The 1,947-nt window shown below is 48.3% G+C and carries 1 rRNA gene; it reads left to right on the top strand.

The annotated features are described in order from the left end of the window. Window positions 1–337 precede the first annotated feature (337 nt). Window positions 338–1,886, top strand: a 16S ribosomal RNA gene (locus GSA01S_RS09995). Window positions 1,887–1,947: the final 61 nt, after the last annotated feature.

The raw sequence follows: 1,947 nt of genomic DNA, 5'->3' as shown, positions 1-1,947 counted from the left end.
AAAATGTAAAAATAAAGTAAAAAAGGTGTTGACGAGTGTCAGATAACATGATACTATAAGGGAGTTCCAAGAGAACAAGACGAAAGATTGAAAAAGAAATAAAAAAAGTTGAAAAAACTTGTTGACAGTTTCAATCAAACGTGATACTATATAGAAGTTGCTTAAGCAAGCAACAACGAAGCTCATTGAAAACTGAACAAAGACAAACACCAAAAATGTGTAGGGGATAATTCAAAAGAATTATCACAACATACCCGAATATAAATTCGAGACAGAGTGGTAACTCTATAAATATACAAGCTAGTAAATAGTAAGAGTCTGAAACGACTCATGAAACTTTCATGAGAGTTTGATCCTGGCTCAGGACGAACGCTGGCGGCGTGCCTAATACATGCAAGTCGAACGAACCATAACTTGAACTTGTTCTGGTTAAGGTTAGTGGCGCACGGGTGAGTAACACGTGGGGAACCTGCCCTTTAGTGGGGGATAACAGTCGGAAACGACTGCTAATACCGCATAGACAATTTAACCGCCTGGTTAAGTTGGGAAAGGTGCTACGGCATCATTAAAGGATGGCCCCGCGGTGCATTAGCTAGTTGGTAAGGTAACGGCTTACCAAGGCGATGATGCATAGCCGACCTGAGAGGGTGATCGGCCACATTGGGACTGAGACACGGCCCAAACTCCTACGGGAGGCAGCAGTAGGGAATCTTCCGCAATGGACGCAAGTCTGACGGAGCAACGCCGCGTGTGTGAAGAAGGTTTTCGGATCGTAAAGCACTGTTGTTAGAGAAGAACGGCTACTAGAGGAAATGTTAGTAGATTGACGGTATCTAACCAGAAAGCCACGGCTAACTACGTGCCAGCAGCCGCGGTAATACGTAGGTGGCAAGCGTTGTCCGGATTTATTGGGCGTAAAGGGAGCGCAGGTGGTTTCTTAAGTCTGATGTGAAAGCCCACGGCTTAACCGTGGAGGGTCATTGGAAACTGGGGAACTTGAGTGCAGAAGAGGAAAGCGGAATTCCATGTGTAGCGGTGAAATGCGTAGATATATGGAGGAACACCAGTGGCGAAAGCGGCTTTCTGGTCTGTAACTGACACTGAGGCTCGAAAGCGTGGGGAGCGAACAGGATTAGATACCCTGGTAGTCCACGCCGTAAACGATGAGTGCTAAGTGTTGGAGGGTTTCCACCCTTCAGTGCTGGCGTTAACGCAATAAGCACTCCGCCTGGGGAGTACGACCGCAAGGTTGAAACTCAAAGGAATTGACGGGGACCCGCACAAGCGGTGGAGCATGTGGTTTAATTCGAAGCAACGCGAAGAACCTTACCAGGTCTTGACATCTCTTGCATATCTTAGAGATAAGAGAAACCCTTCGGGGCAAGAAGACAGGTGGTGCATGGTTGTCGTCAGCTCGTGTCGTGAGATGTTGGGTTAAGTCCCGCAACGAGCGCAACCCTTATAACTAGTTGCCAGCATTGAGATGGGGACTCTAGTTAGACTGCCGGTGACAAACCGGAGGAAGGTGGGGATGACGTCAAATCATCATGCCCCTTATGACCTGGGCTACACACGTGCTACAATGGATGGTACAACGAGTCGCTAACTCGCAAGAGCATGCCAATCTCTAAAAGCCATTCTCAGTTCGGATTGTAGTCTGCAACTCGACTACATGAAGCCGGAATCGCTAGTAATCGCGGATCAGCACGCCGCGGTGAATACGTTCCCGGGTCTTGTACACACCGCCCGTCACACCACGAGAGTTTGTAACACCCGAAGCCGGTGGCCTAACCAATAGGAGGGAGCCGTCGAAGGTGGGATGGATGATTGGGGTGAAGTCGTAACAAGGTAGCCGTATCGGAAGGTGCGGCTGGATCACCTCCTTTCTAAGGAGTACTGGAACTACACGAGTGAGGATTTGTCATTGTTCAGTTTTGAGTGAGGTTT

The sequence above is a fragment of the Globicatella sanguinis NBRC 15551 genome (assembly GCF_001552295.1).
Lineage (GTDB): Bacteria > Bacillota > Bacilli > Lactobacillales > Aerococcaceae > Globicatella > Globicatella sanguinis.
The sequence above is the reverse complement of the archived record's forward strand: the minus strand, read 5'-3'. Positions and strand labels throughout refer to the sequence as shown.